The organism is Aliihoeflea sp. 40Bstr573 (assembly GCF_024105655.1).
In the GTDB taxonomy this organism is placed as follows: Bacteria; Pseudomonadota; Alphaproteobacteria; order Rhizobiales; family Rhizobiaceae; genus Aliihoeflea.
Window position 1 is genome coordinate 132,294 of record NZ_JAAAMH010000009.1, and the last position, 23,848, is coordinate 156,141.

Consider the following 23,848-nt stretch of genomic DNA (forward strand, 5'->3'; position numbering starts at 1 on the left):
GCGCGTCATGCGGCCGATACGGTGCTTCAAAATCGGAGCGCCGCATGGACATCAATCCCACCCTTCTTCGAAGCCTTCCCGCCGAGAGCCGGCTCAAGATCGAGCGGCTTGCCCACGACCGCGAAGCAGCGCACGGCGCGGTACTTGCCGCTGAAGAGCGCTATCGCGCCCAGGCGACCCACGCCGAGGCGCTTCGCGGCCACATCAACGTGCGGATGCGCGATCATCCGGAAGAGCATCCGCAGAGTGAAAACCGGCTCGACATGCTGGCCCAGTTGAAAGCGGTGGAGGGCGATACTGCCCGCCACAGGCTCGCTTACGACCGGGCGCGCGCCAATTTTGCAAACTTTGCCTTTCTCGATCATTCGATCGAATGGCTCCGGTCAGCCGTTGGCACGAAGCGCAAGCTTTCCCGCGTGAAGGTCGAACAGATCGGCAGCGATGTGAATTTGCGCGCGGCACTCGATGCTGCGCGGCAGCGCATCAGCGAGATCGCTTTGCAGGTCGATGCGATCCGCAACGCGCCGCGCGATCCAAAGGAGGCGGGCAAGGATATGGTCGCCGCCCTGCGCTCTATCGCCCAGGCTGGCGCGCCGCGGATCGACCTGCGTCGCGATGGTGATCCCGCCCGGCTGCACGAAGCGGTCTTCTCCGGCACGACCGGAGGCACCGAGGGCGCTATCGCCTTCCTGGTGTGGTGTTTCGCTTCCGAAATTGAAGCGAAGCTCCTTGCCGCCATGCCTTCTGACGCAGTGGCCGAGCGCAAGTTCGGCTTCGCCGCGCTTGATCAGGCGAGGGCAGCGCTTCTCGCTGCCGAGCGGGCCGAAGAAGCCATCCTCTGCGCGATGGAAGCCGAGGGGGTGTCGGTATTCCGGCGGATCGATGTCGATCCGCGCGCGGTCTTGGAGCTGGTCTGATGGAGCGCGCGTCATTGGTGCGTCCGTTGGCCGATTACCTGTCTTGGTCCGACCTTACCCAATCCGATCAGGAGCGTTTGATTGAGCGGTTCGCATCCGGTCAGTCAGTAACCCTTCCCGATATCTCGCATTCGGCGGATCAGAAGGAGCGCTACATGGCGCTCCTTCAGCGCGCGCATTTGACGGCTTCGATGCCCGAGGCTTTCGGGGCGGCTGTCCCGACAAGGATCGAGCCGGTAGCGCAGCCTAGCGCAAGACAAGAGGCGTCAGCTTCGGATCGGATCATGTCTCATCCGCTCGCGAAGCGCTTTCCCGAAACGGCTCACACGCTCGCAACCACCGTCGTTTCCTTCGATCAGGCAGCGCGCATCCTTGAGCAGATGGCCGCGGCCGCTCCGGCAGCGACGGCGGCTCTTTTCTCCAAGGGCTACCAGACGATCGAACAGCGCTCGGCCGAACTCGAAGAATTTGGCGGCAGCGCTTTCGACGGCGGGCACAAACCCCACGCAAACACCAATCCCGTCGCTGAAATCATGCGGCAGCAAGCACAAGGAAAATAGCGATGAAGCTCCTTTTCGAACATTCCAGCTTCACGGCTGTCGCTCTGACTGACGCCGTCAACGAGATTGCCCATCAGCCCGGCCGGCTGTCGGAAATGGGGCTCTTCCGCGCAACCTCCGTTTCGACCACGGAGGTCGCTATTGAGCGTATCGGCAATCGCCTTCAGCTTGTCAGGCAGACGCCGCGCGGCGCGCCGGGCGAGGTGCGCGACATGCCGAAGCGTTCCCTCAACAAGCTCGCAATCCCTCACTTCCAGCGGGATTGGCACGTCTATGCGGACGAGGTTGAGGGCGTGCGGGACTTCGGCAGCGAGGGCAATTTGAAGACGTTTCAGACGCTCGTCGCGGAGAAAATGGGAACGCACATCGCGGACTTCGAAGTCACGGAAGAACACCAGCGCCTCGGAGCCGTTCAAGGCAAGGTCGTCTATAAGGGCGGCTTCGAACTCGACCTGTTCGCGACGTTCGGTGCAAGCGAGCCGGCACCCATCAATTTCGATCTTGCCGCCGCCGACCCGGTGGACGGAGCGCTTCGTAGAAAGTGTGTTTCCGTCATCCGCAAGATGCGCGCCGCGCTCGGCGGCGCGCCCTTCGACCATGTCCATGCCTTCGTCGGTGACGACTTCTTCGATGATCTGCTCATGCACCGCGAGGTCCGCGAGACTTACAAGGGCTGGTCGGCAGCGACCATCCTCCGCGACAGCTACGCGGGTAAGAGCCGCGCGTCGAACCCGATCTTCGAGTACGGCGGCATCGTTTGGGAGAACTACGGCGCGGTGAACACTGACGGCGACGCAGCCTTGATCGGCATCGACACTGACAAGGCCCGCTTCTTTCCGGTCGGCACCAACGTATTCCGCACCTACTACGCGCCGGCAGACTACATCGAGAGTGTCAACATGCTCGGCAAGCGCCTCTACGCGAAGCAATGGAAGATGTCGAACGATAAAGGCATGAACGGCGAGGTCCAGATGAACGCGCTGCAAATTTGCACCCGCCCGGCCGTCCTCATGAGCGGCATCCGCACCGCTGCATAATGGTTCTCCTGCCTGTCCCCTCCTTGTGGCGGGGGCAGGCCAAGCCGGGGCGGTTCTCCCATAGCTGTCCCGGTCGGCTTCGGGGGCCGGCGCAAGCCGGTCCCCACCACGCCCGCCGGCGGGCTAACGATAACGAGGAAAGATCATGGATTGGAAGACGCAAACCCACACGCTCGCCCACCCGGTCAAGGCCGGGGAGCGCGAGATCAAGACCGTCACCATGCGCGAGCCCGACATCGATGCGCTCGAAGCGATCGAGGAACTCGATATCGAGCAGGGCAAGCCGCTCAAGGTGAAGCACATGCGCGGCATTATCGTCGCGCTGTCGGACCTGACCCATGAAGAGGCGGGCAAGCTGCACCGCGACGACCTTGCCGGCCTCGGGGAGTTCATCGCCCCTTTGTTGGGGGATCAGGACGAGGAAGCCGAGCAGTCCTGATCGAAATGCTCGCCTGGCGGCGGGAGCGGGGCGACGAGGTTGTCGCCGATGTCGCGCACTTCCTTTCGACGCCCTACCCGGCCGTGCGGCGAACGCCGCTCGGCGTCCTACTCCGCTACCACGCCCAAGCCATAAGGCTCTCGCGGCGCACCGCACCGAGGGGGCGATAGATGCAAGCCCCCCGGCTAGGGGCCGCATCCCAACCCTGGCCTGGGCGGAGCCGCTGCCCCCCAAAATCTGCATGTTTTTCCATTTCTCGATTTCGCTGTTTGGTTGTGATCGGAGGGGCCTATGCCCGAGACCCGCGAATGCGATGCCTGCGGCGCGCACTTCGACTTGATCCGCAGTTCGGATCGCGAATTTTGCTATTCCTGCCAGCCGATCGGCTCCAGACCCCCGCGGGTTCGGCCGTGCGGCGGCTGTGGGAAGCGCGTCTTGGGAAAACGGCAGTTCTGCGAGCCCTGCGCGCAGGAACGGGAGCGCGCCAGGCTCCGCGATCGGGAGCCAAACCGGCAGCGCCTTCGCCGGCCGATGACGACCGCTGCCGAGAAGCAGTGCAGCCGCTGCCGGCAGGTGAAGCCGGCCTCCGCCTTCTACGCGCATCGTGGGCGGTCAGACGGCCTCGCGTCGGACTGCGGCGAGTGCAGCCGCGCTGATCGGAAGGAAGCGCGCAGGCAGAGCCGTGGAGCCTGACGGCGGCGACCAGGCGGCTCTTGAGGCTGCTCGGCTCCTTGATCGTGCCGATTGGCTCAATCGCGGCCGGATCGATCCTTCGGTCACATCCTCGGCGTTTCGGGTCGCCGCGGCTATAGCGGCGACGACAGGCGCGGGCGATCTGCTTCGGATTAATCCGATCAAGCTCGCATTCGCGAGCGCCACGTCGAAGCCCACGCTTAACCTCTCGCTCGATCGCTTGGCGGCAGGGCGGCTGATCTCGCTCAAAAGGCGCGGCCCCGGCGGCTCGATCGAAATCCGCATCCTCGGCGAGCGATCGCGGGCAACGTTGCGGCGCTAGGATTTTAGTCTTGCCGCGCCGGCCGGCGATGCTATGGTGAATGCGAGCCGTTCGCGATCCATTCGGGTGGCTTCTCCGAAAGGCCGGTGCCCCGCAGCGCCGGCCTTTTTCGTTGCCGGGAGGGCGGATCGGGGTTGGGCTCGAAGCCCAACCCCTTGAACCTGCCGGCAGGCGGCGTGGTCTGTCCAGGCCCGTGGACCGCGTAGGCCCGGATTGTGCAAGAAAAGTGGCGCGAGCCGATCACGTCGAGTTGCAACCTCGAAGTCTCGGAATAGGTGTGGACCCACCGCCTGGGGAGCCACCTATGCCGCGCAAGCCTGATCCAATCGACCCCGCCATCATCGCGCGCGCCGTGCGCTTCGATGCGACGATATTCCTTGGGACGGGCCGCTATCACACCGGCAGCTTCGACAATCTCGAAGACGCCCGCGATGCGGCCCGGCAATTCGGCGAGGTCGTCAGGAATGGGCGGAAGGGAATGGTCTATGCGGTGAGCCCGGAGGGTCGATCGATCTTCGTGCCGGCCGATTATCGATGCGGCGCTTAGGCTGGCAACGCGCTGACGAACTGTAGCACTGACCCCAAGATGATGACGGCGAAACCGATGCCGAAGATCGTCCGCCGCCGATTAAGGCGATCAACCGTGTCCAAGATCAGGATGTTGCGCATGAAGGCATCGAACCGATCCTGATCGGATGCGATCGCTGCCCAGTCCACGTTTTTCAAGACCCTCATTGCCATTGGCGACAACTCCAATTCGCGATGTGGTTCGTGCCCGTTCGACACGGCCAAGAGCGACTGCTCCATCTCTGCGCGGCTTAGCCCGTCATACAGGGACACCCGCCATTCCAGGGCGACTATTGCCACACCCAAAACATTGAGCGCGATCCCGACAGCGGGAAGCCACGGCAGCATTGCTCCCCAAAGATCACCCATGCCTATCTCCCGTCGCTGGGGGCGCGGCGTCAGCCGCGCGACGCCAGCACATTCGTGAGAGAAGCGCGTTCTGCGAGACGCATAGCGACCGGCCCGATGCGTTCGATTGCTTGCTGGTGAAAAGACCCCGACCGGATGGCTTCGACCGCCGCCATGCGGTCTTTCGGATCGACGCCGGCCGCGAAGATCGCGCGGACCATCCGCTCGCAAATGCGCCTGCGCATTGCGCGGTACTCTGGCCTGGACGGATCGCGGATAATGACCTCATAGGGCGATCGATCGATGCGCTTGTTGTTTGCATTCGTGTCCATGAAATTGTCCTTTTTGCTGTCCGCTTCTTGAGTGAACCGGAACGCGTCAAGGTTCGCGTGGTTTGTGACGTAAAGCAAATTGGAAATGACGCGATTTACTCCAACTGTGACCGTTGGATTATAGTTGGATTTTAACTAGTATCGTTCTCGAATGGCCTCTAGATCATTGTTGATTGCGATCTCATCATACCGCTCGGCGTAGAACAGCTTCATTGCCAAAAGCACCCACAAGCCGACTTGCGCGGCTGTCTTCAGCGCAAGGTCCATCGGCAGGCCTTCGCCCTGCACAAGAACGGTATCGAGCCGCATCTTTCCATCCGTTCTGTCAATTCGGGAGTTTGTGGAAAATCCCATCTGGTTGGGGTGGGCTCCAAAGTCGATGCAGCGCTCATAAAGCTCTTCAAACGCCTTGGCATTTTCCGGCAGCACGTCGCGAATACCGCGTCGGATTTTGGCGTAAGTGAATGCGTCGCGCACTTTTCTCTTGCTGATGTCTCCCTCGTCATGCCGTCGCATCCATCGTTCCCAAAGTGCAACATTGTCGCCGATGAATACGCCATAAGCTCCGTGCTCAAGGCAGAGCCGAAGTAGCGCATACGTTTCGAAGGTCTGCCCCGCCATGGCCGCGCCCACGGAAGCGCGGAAAGCCGAGAACGCTCGCATAAGGAAGGTCATCGGCAATAGCGGCTTAGGATCGGTTAGATCGGCCGTCAGCCTCACAAAGATGGCGTCAATCGCGATTAGATCGCTAACTTCCAGCGGCTTATTCCAGAAGGTGGCGAAGTGATTGCCGTGGCAGTCTTCCAAGAACGCTGTCAAAGCATCCTCGCCCCATCCTGGCGGGGCTTGCGTATTTCGGTTGCTCATCGTCGCATGTCCCCGACATCCCCGTAACAGCCTTTGCGAGATGCCGCCGGCCCCAAGTCGTGCTTACGATGTGCTTACGAGGGGCTGGAAAACCGTCAATCTAGCAGGCGGGATCGAAGTCGATCCCGCTAACTGTCCGGCTTGTTTGGGGAATTTTGGTCGGAGCGGCCGGATTTGAACCGACGACCCCTTGACCCCCAGTCAAGTGCGCTACCGGGCTGCGCTACGCTCCGAGCCGGGGCAAGCTCTAATTGTTCGGTCTGTGCAAGGCAAGCGCATAATTGCGCGGGGCGACGGTTTCGCGCGCTGACGCTTCGGAATGGCGCGCCTGATGGCGTGCCTCGAGGCCTACGCAGCCCCAGATGATGCCCATCAGGAGATAGAAGTGGCGCCAGTGATCCATGTCGATCACCGTGCCGAGCGCGATATGGCCGACGAAGACGACCCAGGCACAAAGCAGGAAGGGCTGCCATTTCCGGTTTCGAAGCAGGATGCGAAAGCCCGCGGCAACTGTCAGGACGAGCAGCGTGGCGTAGGCGGCAAAGCCGAGCCAACCATAATCCATCAGCGCCTTCAACCAAATGTTGTGAGTGTCCTCGCCGAAGATCTGTCCGAACACGAGCGGGCCGATGCCCAGCGGACGTTCCATCGCGAGCGCGAAACCGATGCCGTAGCGCGCGAAGCGGCCCAGCCGAGCGCCATCATAGTCCTGAACGAGCTGCGCGCGCGTCTCGAAGAGCGTCGCGACTTGCGGAATCTGGAGGGCGATCATCACGGCGAGCGCGATGAGGCCAATTCCGATCAGCGCCATGACGAGGATGCGGAGCCGCAGCCGATTGCTCGACGAGTTGAGGAATACGATGGCGCAGACCGTGATGGCGGAGAGGCCGTAGAGCCCCCATGCTCCGCGCGAGAAGGAAAGGAAGATCGCGAAGGAAAGGATGAGGAGTCCGGCGGCCTGGACCGGCATCTTCATGAGACGCCCGGTGATGATGCCGTATAGCAGCCAAATGGCGGGCAGGACCAGGAAGGGACCGAAGACGTTAGGATCCTTGAACGCGCCCGCAGCGCGATCGTAGAGCGTGAACCGGTCAGCACCGGGGAAGGCCCCGAAGTAGCCCAGAATGCCCAGAATGCCCGTCAGGCACGCGGCCAGCGTCCAGCCGATGAAGATCGGCTGCAGCAGTCCCTCGCGCTTCTCGATGATGGCGGCGAAGAAAACGGCAGTCAGCGCCAGGAAGGCTGTCACGGCGAGATAGAGCGGCGTGTCTTGTAGATCGCTCATCTGCGTCATCGAAACCATCCCGCCGATCAGGTAGATGATCCAGAGCACGAGAAGCGGCACGGTAGCGCGCGAGATGGTGATGCCAAACAACGCCCAGATGCCGATCAAAGCGACCATGTAGAGTTCATATGGTGCCGGTTCGTTCTGGACGAAGCCCGCGAGAGCGACCCCGACGCCAACCGCGGTCGCGCTCGCCATCGCGACGAGCTTGGCGTCGATTGCGGCGCGGGGCAGGGTGCTGGTTGCAGCGCTCAATATGCATTCTCCGTGTTCAGGAGGCGCAGCGGCGTCAGGAAAAGGATTTTGAGGTCGAGGCCAAGCGACCAGTTCTCGATGTAGTCGAGATCGAACTCGGTGCGCCGGCGAATCTTGTCGTCATGGTCGATCTCTCCGCGCAGGCCATTGATCTGCGCCCAGCCGGTGACGCCCGGCTTGACGCGGTGGCGCGCGAAATAGCCGTCGACCACCTCCTCGAAGAGGCGGTTCTGCGAGTGACCCTTGATAGCGTGCGGACGCGGGCCGACGAGCGAGAGCGAGCCGAGGAGCGCGTTGAAGAATTGCGGCAGTTCGTCGATCGAGGTCTTGCGGATGAAGCGCCCGACGCGGGTGACGCGGGGATCGCCCTTTGTCACTGCGTGGCGCGCGAGCGGGTCGCACTGGTCGGTATACATCGAGCGGAACTTGAAGACCTCGATGACCTCGTTGTTGAAGCCGTGCCGCTTCTGTTTGAAGAAGACCGGCCCTTTGCTGTCGAGCTTGATGGCGATGGCGGTCGCGAGCATGATCGGCGAGAAGACGACCAGACCGGCAATGCTGAAAGCGATGTCGAAAAGCCGCTTGGCGACCGAATCCCAGTCGTTGATCGGCTTGTCGAAGATATCGAGCATCGGCACGGAGCCGACGTAAGAATACGCGCGCGGCCGGAACCGAAGCTGGCTCGAATGGGCCGAGAGGCGGATGTCGACCGGCAGCACCCACAGCCGCTTCAGGAGCGACAAGACGCGCGATTGTGCGCTGAGCGGCAGCGACACGATCAGCATGTCGATGCGCGCGATGCGCGCAAACTCGACGAGTTCAGCGACCGAACCCAGCTTGGGATAGCCCGCGACGATCGCCGGCGACCGCGAATCGTCGCGGTCGTCGAAGATGCCGCAGATGCGAATGTCGTTGTCGGGATCCTGCTCGATCGTCCGGATCAGGACTTCGGCAGGCTTGCCGCCGCCGACGATCAGCGCGCGCCGTTCCATCGTGCCGTTGCGGGCCCACCGGCGGATCATCACCGACAGCATGACCCGGCACGACAGGAGGAGAACCAGAGCACTGACCAGCCAGCCCGCGAACCAGACGCGCGAGAACTCGTCGGAAATCTTGAGAAAGAAGCCTGCCATGGCGAGCAGCGCGAAGTTTGCCGTCACGACCAGCACAATGCGTGGCAGATAGACGAAAGGCCGCCGCATGACGCCGAGCTGGTATAGATTGGCGATCTCCATCAGGAGGATGCCGAGCGCAGACCCTGCGAGGATGACGAGCGGATAGCCATATGTCACGCCCGTCGTGCCGCCCGTATAGGCGAAGACGATCGATAGGCCCGTCAGGGCAAGAACAAGGAATTCTGCAAGTCGCAGGAGCCCGCTGACCATGACCGGTGACATGGTGTCGGCCCGGTACTGCGAGGCGACCATTCGTGCGATTTCGCTCAGTTCGCCATTGCCGACCGGCGCCGACTGGTCGGCGAAGTCGCGAACGGCTTGTGCCGTGAACTGATGGTCCGGTTGGCTGCGGCTCATGACGTCCTACTCGCATTCGGCGAGAAAGGCTTAGGACGGCCGGACTAAGAAAGCCTTGAAGGAATGCCGCGCGCCCGCATCAAGCGCAGTTACGGTAAACGCTTTCGATACGCCCGGCCATCGTTGCGGCACTGAATTCGGCCTGCAGCGCTGCGCGGTTCGGCATCGCCGAGGCCAGCCATTGCCGATCCTCCATTGCTCGGATCATCTGTGCTGCGAGGTTGTCGATGGTCGGCTGGGCAAGGGCGGGCGAGCCTGCGCCGAGAATTTCGGGAATGCCGCCAACGGCGGTGGCAATCATCGGTCGGCCCGCTGCAAGCGCTTCGAGAACGATGTATGGCATCGCCTCGGCGCGGGATGGCACGACGATGACATGCGCCATCGCAAAGGCCTGCCGCGCGGGCATGGCGGGATGGAGCGTCGCGGCAAGGCCGAGTTCGTCGACGCGTGCGCGATAGCGGGGGAGGTCGTCTCCATCCCCCACCATGCGCGCGCTGACCGACGGAAAGCGCTCGCGCGTCTTCGCAAGTGCTTCGATGAATAGATCAGGACCCTTCAGGTCGCGCATCATGCCGATATAGAGAAAATCGGCCGCCCCGGCCTGCGGCTCGACCGGCTCGAATTCTGCCGCCTGGAGGCCGTTATAGACCAAACTGTGCGGTGCGCGGAGCATCCCGATCTTGGCCACATAGGTGCTTCGTTCGAAGTCGGAAACGAAGAGGATGTGATCGCTGAAGCGCTCGAGTTGACGTTCCACCATGAAGTAGCTGCGCCCGGTGGTGGAACGCTGATCGTAGTGCAGGACGCCGCCGTGGGGCGAATAGATCCGCACCGGCGACCTTCGACGTCGCTTGAGCAAGGTGCCGAAGAAGCGAGCGTAGAACCCGCCCTTGGCTCCGTGTCCGTGCAGGACGTCGGGACGCAGGCTGCCGATCAGCCTGAAGGCGCGTGTGGCCGTGGCAAGGTCGCCGATGCCGATATGGCGCTGCATGGCGATGCGATGGATGCCGAGCGAGACGAACGGCTCCACCGACTTGAACAGCCGATCCTCGTGATCGCCGCCGGTTGTCGAATCGCACACGATCGCAACCTCGTGGCCTGCCGCATGCTGGGCCGAAGCGAGATCGCGAACATGGCGGAAAATGCCGCCGACCGGAGATCTGAACGTATGGACGATCCGCATACGCCCCTTATACGTGCAAAACCCTAAAAGAAGCGTTCGCGCACATAGAGCGTATCGCCGGGCAGGACCGGATCGCTTGTGAGAACGCGCCCGGTCATGACCTCGCCGTTGATCTGCCGCGTGACGTCGACATCGCGCTGCTGCGCACGGGGCGTGTAGCCGCCGGCCGCCGCAATGGCTTTCTGGACAGTCATTCCGGGAACGTAGGAGTACTGACCGGCCGCGCCGACTTCGCCCATGATGAAGACGGGACGATACCGGTCGATCTCGGCGGTGACGTCGGGATTGCGGATGTAGCCGTCGCGAAGCTTGGTCGCGATCTGGCCTTCTATCTGCTGCAATGTATAGCCGCGTGCAGCGACTGCGCCGATCAACGGGAAGGCGATATAGCCGGACTGGTCGACTGAATAGCTGTTGGTGAGCGACGCCTGCTCGAAGACCGAAATGCGCACGCGGTCTCCGGCATCGAGAACATAGGGCTGGTTGATTGCCGCATGGAAGGCGGGCGGAGCAGGCTCGTAGCTGGTGCAACCCGCCAGGAGCGCGACAGCAAGAAGACCAGGGAGGGCGTGGCGTATCATGACCTGCGAGCGTCCATCCGTTCAGCCGCGCGAAGCAGCCCCGATTGAAGATGTCCCCTTATCGTCTCGTTAAGGTTAATGGCCGGTAAAGCATGATCGCGAGACGTGTTGATCGTGCCTCAATCGTTAACTTCGTGGTTACCATGTGCATTTACTTCTGAGCCATCTTGGCGGGAGTGGATTCGCAATGAGCGGAATGCATATGGGTGGCAACGACGTCGACATCGACCTTCGCCGTCTCGCCTTGAGCGTGCGCGAGAAGTGGAAGACGATCCTGTCGGTGGTGCTGATCGCAACCATTGCGGCGTTTTTCTTCGCCTATTTCGCCACACCGCTCTATCGTGCCGAGACGCGCATTCTGATCGAGACGCGCGAATCCGCGTATACGCGCATGTCGGGGGCAGGCGAGGTCGAGCGCCCGGTTCTCGACGATGAAGGCGTGGCCAGCCAGGTCGAAGTGATCGCCTCCAGTGATATCCTGCGCCGGGTGGCCGGCGAATTGCAGCTTTCCGACCGCAGCGAATTCCAAAGTGGCGGGCTGCTCGCATCCTTCGGGATGGGCAGTTCGGACGAGCTCCTGCGTGCTCAGACGACCATCGACATCATGCGCGAGAAGCTCTCGGTCTACCGCGTCGAGAATTCCCGGGTCATCGTCATCCGGTTCTCGTCGGAGGATCGCGACCTCGCCGCAGCCGTTCCGAATGCAATCGCCGATGCGTATCTCGACGAGCAGCGCGCGGCCAAGCTTTTGTCCAACGAGGATGCGACAGGCTGGCTTGCGCCTGAAATCGCTGATCTGCGCGAGCGCGTTCGCGAGGCTGAGGCGAAGGTTGCCGCGTTCCGCGCACGTTCGGGACTGCTTGTCGGGCAGAACAACTCGACACTGGCAAGCCAGCAGCTTTCGGAACTCTCCTCCGAACTGTCGCGCGTGCGTGCCAGCCGCTCTGCCGCCGAAGCGAGGGCAGAAGGTGTTCGCCAGGCTTTGGAGAGCGGGCGCTCCCTCGATTCAGTGCCCGAGGTGCTGTCCTCGCCGGTCGTCCAGCGTCTGCGCGAAAGCGAGGCGCAGTTGAATGCACAGATTGCGGAACTGTCGACGACGCTCCTCGAGAATCACCCGCGCCTGCGCAGCCTGCGGTCTCAACTGGCGGACCTTTCGACTCGCATTCGTGCCGAGGCGCGCACGGTTCTGGAAAGCCTGGAAAACGAATCCCGCGCCGCGCAGCGCAGCGAAGCACGCTTGCAGGAGGACCTCGAGGCGTTGAAGACGACCTCGGCCGCTGCCGGTACGCAGGAAGTCGAACTGCGCGCGCTGGAGCGCGAGGCGACGGCGCAGCGCGAACTCCTTGAATCCTACCTGACCCGCTTCCGCGAGGCGAGCGCACGCGGCGACCGCAATTATCTGCCCGTAGATGCCCGCATCTTCGCTCGGGCCACGCCGCCGGTCGATTCGTACTACCCGAAATACGGCCCGATCGTTGGCGCTGCCTTCGCGGGCTCTCTCTTGCTGATGATTGTCGGTACGCTTCTGGGCGAACTCTTCAGCGGCCGGGCTATGCGCCCGGCGGCGGGCGGCCCGCGCATCCAGCCGGTGCCGCACCTTGTCATGCCGGCAGCCGTAGCAGCCGAGGCAGCCGAAGAAGGACCGCTCTCGCTCGACGTGCCGGTCGAAGTCGCAGCCGAAAGGTTGATTGCCGCCGGCGCCTCACGTGCCGTCTTCCTCTCGCCCGAAGGCGAGGAGGCGTCGACCGCGTCCGTCATGGTCGCGCGTGAACTGGCTGATGCGGGCCTGCGCGTTCTCTATCTCGACCTGACCTTCACCGGGACGCCGTCGAGCCATATGCTGGAAAGCCGCACCTATACCGGCATCACTAACCTTCTGGCCGCAGAGGCGCAGTTCACCGACACGATCCACGGCGACCTTTATTCGGACGCCCATGTCATCCCCGTCGGCACTGCCGAGGCGCGCCGGGCCATGCGCGCGGCCGATCGCCTGCCGATCATTCTCACATCGCTGACCACAGCCTATGACATCGTCATTGTGGAATGCGGACCAGCGGAAAGCGACAGTCTGCGCCGCGTCGTCGGGGAAGCCAGCGAAGTGCTGATTGGTGTGCTCGACGCATCCGACGAGCGGGTCGCCAAGGCTTCAGAGAGCCTGTTCGGAGCCGGATATGGCGAGGCGCTGCGCGTCGTCGCGACGTCGCCGCTGGCCCAGGACGAAAAGCGCACGGTGGCCTGACTACCGCAGACGCCGTATCGCTTTCGCCATGGACCAGAGCCGCGGGTTCGACTTGACCGTCTGCTTGGCGCGCGTGACCATGTTGGAGCCGAGTACGGCAAGGCGCGCGCTGGGTGATATTGGAATCACCACGTCGAAATGCTGGATCTCCACCTCGCACCACGTGCGCTTGTAGGCCTCGTCCCCGACGCTGAAATCGTAGAGTGGCAGCCCCTTTGCGCAGGCTTCCTCCAGATTCGAATAAGCGAGATATTCGCCAGGACTGGTCGACGTCAGCTCATCGTCCTCGATCGCGCCGAACTCGCACACCGTCCGATCGAAGAGATGCGATGAGCCGGTGATCGCGCGAACCTTGTCGCCAACGACCAATGCTTCGAGCGTGAAAGGGCGGTCGGGCTCGTGCTGGCTTGCTTCGAGGAGCGCGCGCCAGAAGTTGCGGATGTTCGGCGCCGCGAAGGCATCGGCAATGCCGGCCCGCTCGAAGCGCGCGGATTTGAGGCGGAAGAAGGCGCTGAGCACGTCGGCGATTTCTTCGGCGCTCGCTGGTTTGCGCAGCACGCTTCCACCGGCTTCTTCGAAGCGGCGAGCTTGCACCCGGCGCTTCTTGGCCCGCTTCTTGCCGTTTGCCCGTTCGAGGACGCCGATGAAGCCGCCTGCAAGACTGGCCGCAAGAGCGAGATTGGGGCTCGTTCGAGTTGCGAGATCGGCGAGGATGTTGTCCTGGCCGCCAAGGACAGGATGCTGGCGTTCGAGCGAGATGAGCGCAACTTGCGGCAGCGATTGCCGGACGGCATTGGTGAGCATCGCTCCTGAAATCTTTGCATCAGGCTCGGCCGACGGACAGAAATTGCCGTTCGCATGCGTCCCGCCGGCAAATGCCAGCGCCGGCAATCCGTTGATCCGCGTCTCGACCAACGGCAGCGCTGCGATTGGTTCGCCGTTACGTTTTTCCCAGACGATGTGCCCGGCTTCGCCGCTCTCTCCAAGCCAGGTTTCGAACCAGAGCGGGTGCTGAGGCGCGCCCTTGGCACGGTGGGTGGCGAAATCGCGATAGCGCGCGAGCGCGCCCGGTCCAGCGGGCTCGATCTCGATCTTGAGCCCGGCCTTCGCCGTTCTCGCCATTGCCAAAGCGTCAACCATGCCTCAACTCTTCGCTTTTATGGTCGGCGAAGCCTAAGGCACAAAGGTTTCGAAATGACCGACAACCGCGAGCGACTTCGCAGATTCGTGCTGGCCGCATCACGCTGGTCAGGGGTCGCGCGCATGGCTGGCCCGCACCTTGCCGGACTCGGCTCCATCCTGATGCTCCACAGTGTCACGGCGAGGCCGTCGAACGGATTGGGACTGAACGATCATCTCTCGGTGACGCCCGACTTTCTCGACAGCGCCATTGCGGACATGAAGCGTAACGGTTTCAGCTTCATCTCGCTCGACGAGATGATCGAGCACCTTGGCGCGGCGCGCCGCTGCAAGGTGGCGACCATCACCCTCGACGACGCCTATCTGGACAATTTCGTAGAGGCGCTGCCCGTCTTCGAAAGCCACGCGGCGCCCTTCGCGATCTTCGTCGCGCCCGGCCTGATCGACGGCAGTGTCCAGCCTTGGTGGGAAGTGATCGAGCAACTCGTCATGGTGCGCGATGAACTCGCTTTGCCCCTCATCGTGGCAGGCGGAGCGCGGGCCAGCGCATCGCCTGCCGAAAAACTTGCCACGGCACGACACCTTTGCGAATTAATGACGTCGCGCGTGCCCGAAACCTATCGTCAGGCGGTTCTCGACGAGATGGGCGGAAGACAGGTCGCCACGAGCCCGTTCATGTCTTGGGAGCAGATTGCTGCCGTCGCGCACCACCCGCTCGGGACCATCGGCGCGCACACGATCCATCATTACAATCTCGCCCGGCTCGACGAGGAACTGGCGCTGATCGAGATGCGCGGCTCGGCCGATCTCATCGCCGAGACGACTGGCGTGCGCCCGCGCCATTTCGCCTATCCCTACGGTCATGTGCAGGCCGTGGGCGAGCGCGAAATCCGTCTGGCCGGGGAGGCGGGCTTCGTTTCCGCCGTGACCACGCGTCACGGCACGCTTCACCCGGAGCATCGCGACCATCTCCATGCACTGCCGCGCATATCGCTCAACGGGCGTTATCAGCAGATAGGCCATCTGCGCACGATGCTGACCGGCATCACGACCTTCGCCAACTCACGGCGACGCGTTGTCACCCTATAGGTTGCGGGCGAGGTCGCGCTTGGACGGCTTTGCCATCCAGGAGATGATGAACATTGCGGGGACGACCCAAAGGAACCCCGTCAGGAAGAAATAAGCAAGGTGGACCCAGACGCCGGATTCGGCCAGCTGCGCCACGGCGATGATCGTCGCCACGATCGCGTAGACGGCAACGAGCAGGACCAGAAGCACGGTTCCGATGAGTTTCTTGACGCGAACGGGCATGGGCTTTCCTTCTGCGCATCGTTTAATCCAGACCCGCATGCAAGGCAAACGCGACGGCATGTCGCGCGCCGGCCCCGCTTGTAAAGGCGGGCGCGATGCGGCACTTCTCCGCCACGCCAATCTTCAAAGGACCATGCGATGGCCGCGTCGGCAGCAATCGACAGCCTTCCACTCGACGCCCGCTCCAGCGAGGCGCGCAATAGGCGCCTGGTCCGCACGTGGCTTTACCTCGTTCTCCTCGTTCTCTTCGCACTCTTCGTCGTCGGCGGCGCGACACGTCTGACCGGTTCCGGCCTGTCGATCACCGAATGGAAGCCGATCCATGGCGTCATCCCGCCCATCGGCGAGGCGCAGTGGCAGGAGGAACTGGAGAAGTATCGTCAGATTCCGCAGTATCAGGAAATCAACCGGGGCATGAGCCTCGACGAGTTCAAGACCATCTTCTGGTGGGAATGGGCGCATCGCCTGCTTGCGCGGGGCGTTGGTTTTCTCGTCGCGCTGCCGCTCGCTTTCTTCTGGCTCACCGGCCGGCTGGAACGGCACCTGAAGCCGAAGCTGCTCGGCCTGCTGGCGCTTGGAGGCCTGCAAGGCTTCATCGGCTGGTGGATGGTCGCGTCTGGGCTGAGCGAGCGTGTCAGCGTCAGCCAGTATCGCCTCGCAACGCATCTCATGCTCGCGTGTCTGATCTTCACCGCGACGATGCTGATCGCGCGCGGTCTCGCGCCGCATTCCGCCGGGCCCGCGCCTGACCGGACGCGTAGCCAGGCCGGGTGGCTTGTGATCCTGGTCCTGTTCCAGGTCTATCTGGGCGCGCTTGTCGCCGGCCTCCACGCCGGATTGACGTTCAACACATGGCCGCTGATGGATGGCGAATTCTGGCCGGGAGGGCTCATCGTCGCCGAGCCGGTCTGGCGCAACTTCTTCGAAAACCCAAAGACAGTGCAGTTCGTCCACCGCATGGGCGCCTACGTCCTGCTTGCCGCAGCGATCTGGCACGTCGTTTCCGCATGGCGCATCGCGCCGGGGACCACGCATGCGCGTCGATCAACCGTTCTGCTGGCGATGATCCTCGCGCAGGCGCTGATCGGGATCACGACGCTGGTCCTGGTCGTCCCTCTCGGCTGGGCGCTGACGCACCATGCCTTCGCGATCATCGTGCTGGGGTTCGCCGCCGCGCACTGGCGTGGAACGAAGGGGGCGTATCCCTCCCAGGAAGCGGCCGAATACGCCCGGTGACGAGCGCGCTAGGCGGCGCGCTTCGACAGCATCAGATCCATGTTCTGCACGGCTGCCCCCGATGCACCCTTGCCCAGATTGTCGAGCACGGCGACAAGATTGACCTGGCCGGTGGCGTCGTTGCCGAAGACGAAGAGCTTCATCCGGTTGGTGTCGTTGAGCTCGGTAGGGTCGATCCGGGCGAGCTTCGAACTCACCCCGAGCGGCACGACTTCGACGACATCCCGACCGCCATAATGCGCAGCAAGCGCGGCGCGAACCTCGCCGACACCCGGCGCACCGTTAAGATCCGCCGTGTGTAGCGGTACCTGGACAATCATGCCCTGGGCGAACCGCCCGACGCTCGGCGAGAAGATCGGCCGTCGGTCGAGCAGACCGTGCTGCATCATCTCGGGAACGTGCTTGTGCGCAAGCGTCAGGCCGTAGAGGAAGTGCGGCGCGGCGATGTGGTCGGGAGCGTCCGTGTTCTCCATCTGCGCGATCATCTGCTTGCCGCCGCCGGTATAGCCGGAGATCGCATTGACGGTGACGGGATAGTCCTTCGGCAGGATGCCGGCCTTCACGAGTGGACGGATGAGAGCGATCGCGCCGGTCGGATAGCAGCCCGGATTGGCGACAAGCCGCGCTGTAGCGATCTTCTCGGTCTGGTCCTCGTCGAGTTCGGCGAAACCATAGGCCCAGTCGGGATGGATGCGGTGCGCGGTCGACGTGTCGATGATGCGCGTCGAGTTCGTCCCCTCGAGCATGGATACGGCCTGTTTGGCGGCATCATCGGGCAGACACAGGATTGCCACGTCGGCCGCCTTCAGCATCTCCTCGCGCAGGTCGTCATTGCGCCGCTGGGCCTCGGGGATGGACAGCATGTCGAGATCGTCGCGTCCGGCCAGCCGCGTGCGGATCTGCAAGCCGGTCGTGCCGTGTTCGCCGTCGATGAAGATTTTCGGTTTCATGCGCGTCACTTCGAATTCGTTTGAAAACAATCGCCTGGGGCAGCTTTCGGATTCGGTCCGTCAGCTACTTGAATCACTTCGCGAGCCGCGATCGTCGTTCTGCCAGGAGCCCGATATAATGCATCGCGACGGACGCGCCCGCAATCGCTGTGACGTCGGCATGGTCGTAGGCCGGCGCGACCTCCACGATGTCGGCTCCGACGATGTCGAGCGAGCCGAGCTTGCGCAGCACCGACAGCATCTTAGCCGATGAGGGGCCGCCGGCGACCGGCGTACCCGTTCCAGGCGCATAGGCCGGGTCGAGGCAGTCGATGTCGAAGGTGATGTAGGCCTTGGCATCGCCGACCCGTGCCTTGATCGCGGCGACGATCTCGTCGGCCCGCATTTCCTCGACGTCGTAGCCGTAGAGCATCTGGATGCCGCAATCGTCCGGCGCATGGGTGCGGATACCGACCTGGATCGAGCGCGACGCGTCGATCACGCCGTCGCGAACCGCGCGGCCGACGAAGGAGCCGTGATCGATCCGCCTGCCGTCGTCGAACCAGGTGTCCTGATGCGCGTCAAACTGGATCATGGCCAGCGGGCCGTGCCTTGCTGCATGAGCCTTCAGGAGAGGCCACGTGACGAAGTGGTCTCCGCCCATCGAAACGACGAACGCACCGGAGTCGACCAACTTGGCCGCCTCACGTTCGATCGTCGCCGGGGTCTCCTGATGATTGCCGTAGTCGAGCAGGCAGTCGCCATAGTCGATGACGGCGAGGTCCTCGAACAGGTCGGCGTCGAACGGGTATTGCGGATCATTGTCGAAGATCGCCGACGCGCGGCGGATCGCCTGCGGCCCGAACCGCGCGCCCGGCCGGTTCGAGACGGCGGCATCGAACGGAATCCCCCATACGACGACATCGACGCCTTCGAGCGACTTCGTATATTTGCGCCTCATGAAGGAGAGAGCGCCGGCATGCGTCGGATCGGTCGCAGCTCCGAAAAGCTGGCGCGCGGTGAATGCGTTGTCGATCGTCTTTGCGGGCATGCAGGGCTCCTTCACGACCATGGCACATAGCACAGATGTGAAACGAAAAAAGCGGACCCGAGGGCCCGCTTTTCGAAGTTCCGAATAGAAGCGCTTAGCGCTTCGAGAACTGGAACGAACGACGGGCCTTGGCCTTGCCGTACTTCTTGCGCTCGACGGTACGCGAATCGCGGGTCAGGAAGCCGCCCTTCTTGAGCACGGCGCGAAGGCCCGGCTCGTAGTAGGTCAGCGCCTTGGAGATTCCGTGACGAACGGCACCGGCCTGCCCGGAAAGACCGCCGCCGGAAACGGTGGCAATGATGTCGTACTGGCCGTTGCGGTCAGCGGCGACGATCGGCTGCTGGAGCACCATCTGCAGGACCGGACGCGCGAAATAGGCGCCGAATTCCTTGTTGTTGACGATGATCTTGCCCGAGCCCGGCTTGACCCATACGCGTGCGATCGCGTCCTTGCGCTTGCCGGTAGCATAGGCGCGGCCCTGCTTGTCCAGCTTCTGGACGTGAACCGGAGCGGCCTGCTCGGTCGTGCCCGTCGCCTGGCCGAGATCCTGAAGAGAATTGAGTTCAGCCATTACTTGAAGACCCTCGTGTTCTTCTTGTTCAGGCCGGCGACGTCGAGCGTCTCCGGCGTCTGAGCGGTGTGGGGATGTTCGGTGCCCGCATAGACGCGCAGGTTCTTCATCTGGCGGCGGCCGAGCGGGCCGCGCGGGATCATGCGCTCGACAGCCTTCTCGATGACGCGCTCTGGGAAGCGTCCTTCGAGAATCTGGCGCGCGGTGCGCTCCTTGATGCCGCCCGGGTGGCCGGTGTGCCAGTAGTACACCTTGTCGGTGAACTTCTTGCCGGTGAACACGGCCTTGTCGGCATTGATGATGATGACGTTGTCGCCATCATCGACATGCGGTGTGAAAGTCGGCTTGTGCTTGCCGCGCAGGCGATTGGCGACGATGGAGGCCAGACGGCCGACGACGAGGTTCTCGGCGTCGATTACGACCCACTTCTTCACCACGTCCGCAGGCTTCTGCGAAAAGGTCTTCATGGTTTCGGTCTTTCTTGTCGAACCTTCACGAAGGAAGGCATTTCTTGTTGCTTGTGTTGGCGCCCTTGGATGCCAACAAAATACGGCCTCCGGGACCGAAGGCGCGTTCGGATCGGCTTATACGGATGGCTTTCCCCGCCGTCAAGCAGCGGAAGCGGCGTCACGCTAAAAAATAACAATCAAAATCAACGGGTTAATAAAGAGGTATTATTTTACCGCATGCTTTGAACGCTTAGGCGGGATCGAATAGGTACCCGTGGCATGCGCGACGACGTGCCGGTCGGCGCCGCTGACCATCTCGATGTCGAAGACCATGAGCCTGTTACCCAGCTTGAGGATACGGCAATGCCCGTCGATGGGGCCCTTCTCGGCCTTGCGCATGAAATTGATGTTGAGATTGGTGGTCACGGAAAGCGCATCCGGCCCGGCATGGGAAAGCACGCAGACATAGCCGCCGATATCGGCCAGTGTGAAGAGGGAGGGGCCGGAGACCGTGTTGCCCGGCCGCAGATGCCGATGATCGGCGTCCAGTCGCACCGTGCAGCCGCCAGGAAAGACGTCCGTTGCGAAATAGCAGGCCAAATCTTCGTTGAGTTGCGGATAGACCGCCTTGAGCAGCGAATTGACCTCGTCCGCGGTCATAACGGGCTTTGGAACGCTCGATCCCTTCGATCCATGCACGATCTGTTCTCCTCCGCGGCGGTACCTTGGGCCAAGGAACATGCAAGCCGCCGGAAACGCAATCCCGAATGGTGTCGATGGATGCGCAAGGGGCATGAAACCCGCTTGGTTTGCTGATAAGGGCTTGGGAAGACGTCAGGGAGATTGGCAATGAACGTGACTGCCCTTGCATCGGTCAGGACCGATCCGGCAACAGCTAAGCGCGAAGGTCCGGTGATGCGGATCGTGCTCGATGCGCCGCCAGCGAACGCACTGTCGATGGAGATGATCAAGACCCTTCGCCGTCATCTGGCCGAGGCGAAGGACGACACGTCCGTGCGATTGGTTGTCATCTCTGCCGCGGGCAAGGTCTTTTCCGCCGGGCACGACCTGAAGGAGATCACCGCTCACCGCGCTGATCCAGATCGCGGCCGCGCCTATTTCGAGGAACTGATGGGGGCTTGTGGCGCGCTGATGCAGGAGATCGTGCGTCATCCCAAGCCCATCATTGCTGCCGTGGCGGGCGTGGCGTCGGCTGCAGGTTGCCAGATCGTCGCAAGCTGCGACCTCGCCATCGCGACGACCGAGGCGACCTTCGCCACGCCCGGCGTCAACATCGGCCTGTTCTGTTCAACGCCCATGGTCGCGTTGTCGCGCAACATCTCGCACAAGCACGCGATGGAGATGCTTCTGACCGGCGAGATGATCGAGGCGACGACGGCGCGCGAGTTCGGCCTCGTCAACCGCGTCGTGCCGCCCGAATATCTGGACCAGATCGTCGGCAAGTACGCGCAGACCATTGCATCCAAATCTGCACTGACGCTGAAGATCGGAAAGGAGGCCTTCTACGCGCAGGCCGAGATGGGACTTTCTGAAGCCTATGATTATGCCGGCCGCGTGATGGTCGAGAACATGCTCGCGCGCGACGCGGCCGAAGGCATCGGCGCGTTCGTGGAGAAGCGCAAACCGGAGTGGAGCGACGAATGATGGAGCCGCGCATCTCCATCGTCACGCTCGGCGTCGACGACCTCGACCGTGCGGTTCGCTTCTACGAGGGCATGGGCCTCGAGGCCGGCATGAAGGTGCCTCGTGATGTCGCCTTCTTCCAGATGGGCGGGACCTTGCTGGCGCTGTGGCCGCGCGAAAAGCTGGCAGCGGACGCCGGGGTGGAAAACAGCCGACCGGGTTTTTCCGGCGCCGCTCTTGCCTACAACACCCGCGCGGACGCCGAAGTCTCGGAGGTGCTGTCGGCGGCTGAACAGGCTGGTGGACGAATCGTCAAGCCCGCGCAGCGCGCTTTCTGGGGTGGCTGGTACGGCTATTTCGCCGACACAGAGGGGCATTTGTGGGAGGTCGCACACAATCCGGCCTTCCCGATCGACGGGGAGGGGCGCATCGCGCTGCCGCAATGAACCACGATTCCTACGACAATTCCTACATTTCGGGCATCCTGAACAAGGTGAAGACGGTCGCCATCGTGGGGGCATCGGCCAACGACGTGCGCCCGTCCTTCTTCGTCGCAAAATACCTTATCGATAAGGGCTATGCCGTCTTTCCGGTCAATCCAGGCCATGCGGGCAAGGAAATTCTCGGCCGGATGACCTATGCCAGGCTCGCCGATATCCCTGAGGCGATCGACATGGTCGACGTCTTCCGTGCATCGAGCGCCGTTCCGGGCGTCGCAGATGAGGTGCTGGCGCTCGCTCCGCTGCCGAAAGTCGTCTGGATGCAGCTTGGCGTGCGCGACGACGTCTCGGCAACGAGGCTTGAAACCGCCGGCATCGAGGTCGTCATGAATCGGTGTCCCAAGATCGAATATGCGCGGCTGGCCGGCGAGATCGGCTGGAACGGCGTCAACAGCGGCGTCATCTCGTCGAAAAAGCCGATCATGCGGTCGGGCTTCCAGAGCTTCGGCATCCGGCAGAAATAGTTGCCAGCCAGCCGCGCCTGCGCGCAACATTCGTCTTTGCTTTTGGTCCGGCGCTTTGCGATGACTGTGCCCGCCCGAGAAATTTGCATTCATCTGGAGGATAAAACGATGGCGCAGCGAGCACCCGGCTTCAACACTTTGGCGGTTCACGCGGGCGCGCAGCCCGATCCGGCAACCGGCGCCCGCGCGACGCCGATCTACCAGACGACTTCCTTCGTTTTCGATGACGCGGACCATGCCGCCTCGCTCTTCGGGTTGAAGGCGTTCGGCAACATCTACACCCGCATCATGAACCCCACGCAGGCCGTGCTCGAAGAGCGCCTGGCGGCGCTGGAGGGCGGCACCGCGGCGCTGGCCACGGCATCGGGCCATGCGGCCCAGCTTCTGATCTTCCACACGATCATGCGCCCGGGCGACAATTTCGTCGCCGCGCGCCGGCTCTATGGCGGGTCGATCAACCAGTTCGGCCACGCCTTCAAGAATTTCGGCTGGGAAGTCCGCTGGGGCGACACGAACGACCTGTCGACCTTCGAAAACCAGATCGATGAGAAGACGCGCGGTATCTTCATCGAGAGCCTCGCCAATCCGGGCGGCACCTTCGTTGACATCGCGGCAATCGCCGAGATTGCACATCGTCACGGCCTGCCGCTCATCGTCGACAACACCATGGCCTCGCCCTATCTCCTGCGGCCGATCGAGCACGGCGCCGACATCGTCGTTCACTCCTTGACCAAATTCATCGGCGGCCATGGCAATTCCATGGGCGGCGTCATCGTCGACGGCGGAACGTTCGACTGGTCGAAATCCGGCAACTACCCGATGCTGTCGGAGCCTCGCCCCGAATATGGCGGCATCGTCCTGCACGAGACTTTCGGCAATTTTGCCTTCGCCATCGCCTGCCGCGTCCTCGGACTGCGGGATTTCGGCCCGTCCATTTCGCCCTTCAACGCCTTCATGATTCTGACCGGCCTCGAGACCCTGCCGCTTCGCATGCAGCGCCATTGCGACAATGCGCTCAAGGTCGCCGAATGGCTGAAGACGCATGACAAGGTCGAGTGGGTGTCCTATCCGGGGCTCGCCGACGACCCGAACAACGCGCTGCAGAAGAAATACGCCCCGCAGGGCGCCGGCGCGGTCTTCACATTCGGCCTCAAGGGCGGCTACGAGGCCGGCGTCAAGGTCGTTGAAGGCGTCGAGCTCTTCTCGCACCTTGCCAATATCGGCGACACCAAGTCGCTCATCATCCACCCGGCCTCCACCACGCACCGCCAGTTGTCCGACGAGCAGCAGACGGCGGCCGGCGCGGGACCGGACGTGATCCGCCTGTCGGTCGGTATCGAGGACGTCGCCGACATCATCGCAGACCTCGAACAGGCACTGGCGAAGGCCTGATCAT

General features: G+C 62.8%; 28 protein-coding genes and 1 tRNA gene. 13 read left to right on the plus strand and 16 right to left on the minus strand.

The genetic code is table 11. From position 1 onward, the window contains the following. Positions 1-26: 26 nt before the first annotated feature. Positions 27-227: a hypothetical protein gene (locus GTK01_RS13115; protein WP_252926334.1), complete on the minus strand. Its 201-nt coding sequence runs from the start codon at positions 225-227 to the stop codon at positions 27-29. Here GTK01_RS13115 and GTK01_RS13120 point away from each other — a divergent pair. From GTK01_RS13120 to GTK01_RS13145, 6 genes are all read left to right on the plus strand, one after another. Further along, the gene (locus GTK01_RS13120; RefSeq protein ID WP_252926335.1) at positions 216-917 is read left to right on the plus strand and encodes a hypothetical protein; all 702 of its coding nucleotides are present in this window, start codon (positions 216-218) and stop codon (positions 915-917) included. The two genes, GTK01_RS13115 and GTK01_RS13120, sit on opposite strands and share 12 nt — an antisense overlap. Positions 918-1,201: 284 nt before the next feature. After that, complete coding sequence (locus GTK01_RS13125; RefSeq protein ID WP_252926336.1) at positions 1,202-1,477, plus strand: hypothetical protein; 276 nt, start codon at positions 1,202-1,204, stop codon at positions 1,475-1,477. 2 nt (positions 1,478-1,479) lie between these two features. After that, entirely contained in the window at positions 1,480-2,514 is a 1,035-nt protein-coding gene (locus GTK01_RS13130) for a major capsid protein (protein WP_252926337.1), read from the plus strand. 145 nt (positions 2,515-2,659) lie between these two features. Continuing rightward, positions 2,660-2,953, plus strand: coding sequence for a phage tail assembly protein (locus GTK01_RS13135; RefSeq protein ID WP_252926338.1), 294 nt, complete (start codon positions 2,660-2,662; stop codon positions 2,951-2,953). A gap of 682 nt (positions 2,954-3,635) precedes the next feature. Beyond that, on the plus strand, positions 3,636-3,968 hold the full coding sequence (locus GTK01_RS13140; protein ID WP_252926339.1) for a hypothetical protein: 333 nt from the start codon (positions 3,636-3,638) through the stop codon (positions 3,966-3,968). Between the two features lie 304 nt (positions 3,969-4,272). After that, positions 4,273-4,515, plus strand: a complete 243-nt coding sequence (locus GTK01_RS13145) for a hypothetical protein (RefSeq protein WP_252926340.1) — start codon at positions 4,273-4,275, stop codon at positions 4,513-4,515. On the opposite strand, the gene GTK01_RS13150 is transcribed toward GTK01_RS13145, so the two are convergent. The 8 genes from GTK01_RS13150 to GTK01_RS13185 form a co-directional block, all read right to left on the minus strand. Beyond that, positions 4,512-4,904: a hypothetical protein gene (locus tag GTK01_RS13150; protein WP_252926341.1), complete on the minus strand. Its 393-nt coding sequence runs from the start codon at positions 4,902-4,904 to the stop codon at positions 4,512-4,514. The two genes, GTK01_RS13145 and GTK01_RS13150, sit on opposite strands and share 4 nt — an antisense overlap. Positions 4,905-4,933: 29 nt before the next feature. After that, positions 4,934-5,215: a hypothetical protein gene (locus tag GTK01_RS13155; protein ID WP_252926342.1), complete on the minus strand. Its 282-nt coding sequence runs from the start codon at positions 5,213-5,215 to the stop codon at positions 4,934-4,936. Between the two features lie 135 nt (positions 5,216-5,350). After that, positions 5,351-6,082 (minus strand): hypothetical protein, encoded by a 732-nt coding sequence (locus GTK01_RS13160; protein WP_252926343.1) that lies wholly within the window; start codon positions 6,080-6,082, stop codon positions 5,351-5,353. Positions 6,083-6,238: 156 nt separating this feature from the next. Further along, a tRNA-Pro gene (locus tag GTK01_RS13165) sits at positions 6,239-6,315 on the minus strand. Positions 6,316-6,329: 14 nt separating this feature from the next. Continuing rightward, complete coding sequence (locus GTK01_RS13170) at positions 6,330-7,622, minus strand: O-antigen ligase (RefSeq protein WP_252926344.1); 1,293 nt, start codon at positions 7,620-7,622, stop codon at positions 6,330-6,332. After that, positions 7,619-9,154: an undecaprenyl-phosphate glucose phosphotransferase gene (locus GTK01_RS13175; RefSeq protein ID WP_252926345.1), complete on the minus strand. Its 1,536-nt coding sequence runs from the start codon at positions 9,152-9,154 to the stop codon at positions 7,619-7,621. Before GTK01_RS13175 ends, GTK01_RS13170 begins: the two co-directional genes overlap by 4 nt. Before the next feature lie 79 nt (positions 9,155-9,233). Next, positions 9,234-10,337: a glycosyltransferase family 4 protein gene (locus GTK01_RS13180; RefSeq protein WP_252926346.1), complete on the minus strand. Its 1,104-nt coding sequence runs from the start codon at positions 10,335-10,337 to the stop codon at positions 9,234-9,236. Between the two features lie 23 nt (positions 10,338-10,360). Next, positions 10,361-10,918 (minus strand): polysaccharide biosynthesis/export family protein, encoded by a 558-nt coding sequence (locus tag GTK01_RS13185; protein ID WP_252926347.1) that lies wholly within the window; start codon positions 10,916-10,918, stop codon positions 10,361-10,363. Positions 10,919-11,105: 187 nt separating this feature from the next. Between GTK01_RS13185 and GTK01_RS13190 the strand changes: the two genes are divergently transcribed. Beyond that, on the plus strand, positions 11,106-13,157 hold the full coding sequence (locus GTK01_RS13190) for a GumC family protein (RefSeq protein WP_252926348.1): 2,052 nt from the start codon (positions 11,106-11,108) through the stop codon (positions 13,155-13,157). Here GTK01_RS13190 and GTK01_RS13195 read toward each other — a convergent pair whose 3' ends face one another. Then, positions 13,158-14,297 carry a GNAT family N-acetyltransferase gene (locus GTK01_RS13195; protein WP_252926349.1) on the minus strand — a complete coding sequence of 380 codons (1,140 nt, stop codon included), beginning with the start codon at positions 14,295-14,297 and terminating at the stop codon, positions 13,158-13,160. A 123-nt stretch (positions 14,298-14,420) separates the two neighbouring features. Here GTK01_RS13195 and GTK01_RS13200 point away from each other — a divergent pair, with 123 nt between their 5' ends. After that, a complete protein-coding gene (locus GTK01_RS13200) occupies positions 14,421-15,386 on the plus strand; it encodes a polysaccharide deacetylase family protein (protein WP_252926350.1) in 966 nt (321 codons plus the stop codon). Here GTK01_RS13200 and GTK01_RS13205 read toward each other — a convergent pair. Next, entirely contained in the window at positions 15,381-15,608 is a 228-nt protein-coding gene (locus tag GTK01_RS13205; RefSeq protein WP_252926351.1) for a DUF2842 domain-containing protein, read from the minus strand. The genes GTK01_RS13200 and GTK01_RS13205 overlap by 6 nt on opposite strands. 138 nt (positions 15,609-15,746) lie before the next feature. On the opposite strand from GTK01_RS13205, the gene GTK01_RS13210 reads away from it, so the two are divergent. After that, positions 15,747-16,844: a COX15/CtaA family protein gene (locus GTK01_RS13210; RefSeq protein WP_252926352.1), complete on the plus strand. Its 1,098-nt coding sequence runs from the start codon at positions 15,747-15,749 to the stop codon at positions 16,842-16,844. A gap of 8 nt (positions 16,845-16,852) precedes the next feature. On the opposite strand, the gene argC is transcribed toward GTK01_RS13210, so the two are convergent. The 5 genes from argC to GTK01_RS13235 form a co-directional block, all read right to left on the minus strand. Further along, positions 16,853-17,794 (minus strand): N-acetyl-gamma-glutamyl-phosphate reductase, encoded by a 942-nt coding sequence (gene argC / locus GTK01_RS13215; protein WP_252926353.1) that lies wholly within the window; start codon positions 17,792-17,794, stop codon positions 16,853-16,855. A gap of 73 nt (positions 17,795-17,867) precedes the next feature. Then, the gene (gene speB / locus GTK01_RS13220; RefSeq protein WP_252926354.1) at positions 17,868-18,824 is read right to left on the minus strand and encodes an agmatinase; all 957 of its coding nucleotides are present in this window, start codon (positions 18,822-18,824) and stop codon (positions 17,868-17,870) included. 94 nt (positions 18,825-18,918) lie between these two features. Further along, on the minus strand, positions 18,919-19,395 hold the full coding sequence (gene rpsI, locus GTK01_RS13225) for a 30S ribosomal protein S9 (RefSeq protein ID WP_252926355.1): 477 nt from the start codon (positions 19,393-19,395) through the stop codon (positions 18,919-18,921). Further along, entirely contained in the window at positions 19,395-19,862 is a 468-nt protein-coding gene (gene rplM, locus GTK01_RS13230; protein WP_252926356.1) for a 50S ribosomal protein L13, read from the minus strand. Before rplM ends, rpsI begins: the two co-directional genes overlap by 1 nt. A gap of 207 nt (positions 19,863-20,069) precedes the next feature. Continuing rightward, positions 20,070-20,504 carry a PaaI family thioesterase gene (locus GTK01_RS13235; protein ID WP_252926407.1) on the minus strand — a complete coding sequence of 145 codons (435 nt, stop codon included), beginning with the start codon at positions 20,502-20,504 and terminating at the stop codon, positions 20,070-20,072. Between the two features lie 189 nt (positions 20,505-20,693). Here GTK01_RS13235 and GTK01_RS13240 point away from each other — a divergent pair, with 189 nt between their 5' ends. The 4 genes from GTK01_RS13240 to GTK01_RS13255 all read left to right on the plus strand — a co-directional run bounded on the left by GTK01_RS13240 (position 20,694) and on the right by GTK01_RS13255 (position 23,844). Then, a complete protein-coding gene (locus GTK01_RS13240; protein WP_252926357.1) occupies positions 20,694-21,509 on the plus strand; it encodes an enoyl-CoA hydratase in 816 nt (271 codons plus the stop codon). After that, positions 21,509-21,934, plus strand: a complete 426-nt coding sequence (locus GTK01_RS13245) for a VOC family protein (RefSeq protein ID WP_252926408.1) — start codon at positions 21,509-21,511, stop codon at positions 21,932-21,934. Before GTK01_RS13240 ends, GTK01_RS13245 begins: the two co-directional genes overlap by 1 nt. Next, on the plus strand, positions 21,931-22,452 hold the full coding sequence (locus tag GTK01_RS13250; protein ID WP_252926358.1) for a CoA-binding protein: 522 nt from the start codon (positions 21,931-21,933) through the stop codon (positions 22,450-22,452). Before GTK01_RS13245 ends, GTK01_RS13250 begins: the two co-directional genes overlap by 4 nt. Before the next feature lie 108 nt (positions 22,453-22,560). Further along, positions 22,561-23,844: an O-acetylhomoserine aminocarboxypropyltransferase gene (locus tag GTK01_RS13255; RefSeq protein ID WP_252926359.1), complete on the plus strand. Its 1,284-nt coding sequence runs from the start codon at positions 22,561-22,563 to the stop codon at positions 23,842-23,844. The last annotated feature ends 4 nt before the right edge of the window (positions 23,845-23,848 follow it).

Coding starts and splice junctions, on each gene's coding strand:
- GTK01_RS13120 (WP_252926335.1), top strand. CDS start 216: ATGCGCGATCATCCGGAAGAGCATCCGCAGAGTGAAAACCGGCTCGAC.
- GTK01_RS13115 (WP_252926334.1), bottom strand. CDS start 227: ATGATCGCGCATCCGCACGTTGATGTGGCCGCGAAGCGCCTCGGCGTG.
- GTK01_RS13125 (WP_252926336.1), top strand. CDS start 1,202: ATGTCTCATCCGCTCGCGAAGCGCTTTCCCGAAACGGCTCACACGCTC.
- GTK01_RS13130 (WP_252926337.1), top strand. CDS start 1,480: ATGAAGCTCCTTTTCGAACATTCCAGCTTCACGGCTGTCGCTCTGACT.
- GTK01_RS13135 (WP_252926338.1), top strand. CDS start 2,660: ATGGATTGGAAGACGCAAACCCACACGCTCGCCCACCCGGTCAAGGCC.
- GTK01_RS13145 (WP_252926340.1), top strand. CDS start 4,273: ATGCCGCGCAAGCCTGATCCAATCGACCCCGCCATCATCGCGCGCGCC.
- GTK01_RS13150 (WP_252926341.1), bottom strand. CDS start 4,904: ATGGGTGATCTTTGGGGAGCAATGCTGCCGTGGCTTCCCGCTGTCGGG.
- GTK01_RS13155 (WP_252926342.1), bottom strand. CDS start 5,215: ATGGACACGAATGCAAACAACAAGCGCATCGATCGATCGCCCTATGAG.
- GTK01_RS13160 (WP_252926343.1), bottom strand. CDS start 6,082: ATGAGCAACCGAAATACGCAAGCCCCGCCAGGATGGGGCGAGGATGCT.
- GTK01_RS13175 (WP_252926345.1), bottom strand. CDS start 9,154: ATGAGCCGCAGCCAACCGGACCATCAGTTCACGGCACAAGCCGTTCGC.
- GTK01_RS13180 (WP_252926346.1), bottom strand. CDS start 10,337: ATGCGGATCGTCCATACGTTCAGATCTCCGGTCGGCGGCATTTTCCGC.
- GTK01_RS13185 (WP_252926347.1), bottom strand. CDS start 10,918: ATGATACGCCACGCCCTCCCTGGTCTTCTTGCTGTCGCGCTCCTGGCG.
- GTK01_RS13190 (WP_252926348.1), top strand. CDS start 11,106: ATGAGCGGAATGCATATGGGTGGCAACGACGTCGACATCGACCTTCGC.
- GTK01_RS13195 (WP_252926349.1), bottom strand. CDS start 14,297: ATGGTTGACGCTTTGGCAATGGCGAGAACGGCGAAGGCCGGGCTCAAG.
- GTK01_RS13200 (WP_252926350.1), top strand. CDS start 14,421: ATGGCTGGCCCGCACCTTGCCGGACTCGGCTCCATCCTGATGCTCCAC.
- GTK01_RS13205 (WP_252926351.1), bottom strand. CDS start 15,608: ATGCCCGTTCGCGTCAAGAAACTCATCGGAACCGTGCTTCTGGTCCTG.
- GTK01_RS13210 (WP_252926352.1), top strand. CDS start 15,747: ATGGCCGCGTCGGCAGCAATCGACAGCCTTCCACTCGACGCCCGCTCC.
- argC (WP_252926353.1), bottom strand. CDS start 17,794: ATGAAACCGAAAATCTTCATCGACGGCGAACACGGCACGACCGGCTTG.
- speB (WP_252926354.1), bottom strand. CDS start 18,824: ATGCCCGCAAAGACGATCGACAACGCATTCACCGCGCGCCAGCTTTTC.
- rpsI (WP_252926355.1), bottom strand. CDS start 19,395: ATGGCTGAACTCAATTCTCTTCAGGATCTCGGCCAGGCGACGGGCACG.
- rplM (WP_252926356.1), bottom strand. CDS start 19,862: ATGAAGACCTTTTCGCAGAAGCCTGCGGACGTGGTGAAGAAGTGGGTC.
- GTK01_RS13235 (WP_252926407.1), bottom strand. CDS start 20,504: ATGACCGCGGACGAGGTCAATTCGCTGCTCAAGGCGGTCTATCCGCAA.
- GTK01_RS13240 (WP_252926357.1), top strand. CDS start 20,694: ATGAACGTGACTGCCCTTGCATCGGTCAGGACCGATCCGGCAACAGCT.
- GTK01_RS13245 (WP_252926408.1), top strand. CDS start 21,509: ATGGAGCCGCGCATCTCCATCGTCACGCTCGGCGTCGACGACCTCGAC.
- GTK01_RS13250 (WP_252926358.1), top strand. CDS start 21,931: ATGAACCACGATTCCTACGACAATTCCTACATTTCGGGCATCCTGAAC.
- GTK01_RS13255 (WP_252926359.1), top strand. CDS start 22,561: ATGGCGCAGCGAGCACCCGGCTTCAACACTTTGGCGGTTCACGCGGGC.